Here is a 263-nt window from a genome sequence, read left to right as displayed (position 1 = left end):
AACTAATATAACAAACTTAAAACAAAAATGAAGAATAATGGCAAGAGCATCAAGTCCACCACAAAAACAGACCGGAAATCATCAACCGGAATGAACGGATCACCGAAAAAAGGAGGACACGGCGGCAAGTTCACCTGGTCAGGTGATTCCAAAACTGAACTAGCTCATTCTGTTGATGATGTTTATCATGTTGATGATCATGATGACGTCATCGATAACAAATCAGTTGACGCTGAGTAGACTGATCGTTATAATAACCGAGG

At 39.9% G+C, this 263-nt stretch carries 1 protein-coding gene; it reads left to right on the top strand.

What is annotated here, in order from left to right; genetic code table 11:
• Positions 1–27: 27 nt before the first annotated feature.
• The gene (locus ACYQ78_RS39735; protein ID WP_459806165.1) at positions 28–240 is read left to right on the top strand and encodes a hypothetical protein; all 213 of its coding nucleotides are present in this window, start codon (positions 28–30) and stop codon (positions 238–240) included.
• Positions 241–263: the final 23 nt, after the last annotated feature.

This window comes from Herbidospora sp. RD11066, from assembly GCF_054661255.1.
The sequence above is the reverse complement of the archived record's forward strand: the minus strand, read 5'-3'. Positions and strand labels throughout refer to the sequence as shown.

Coding starts and splice junctions, on each gene's coding strand:
- ACYQ78_RS39735 (WP_459806165.1), top strand. CDS start 28: ATGAAGAATAATGGCAAGAGCATCAAGTCCACCACAAAAACAGACCGG.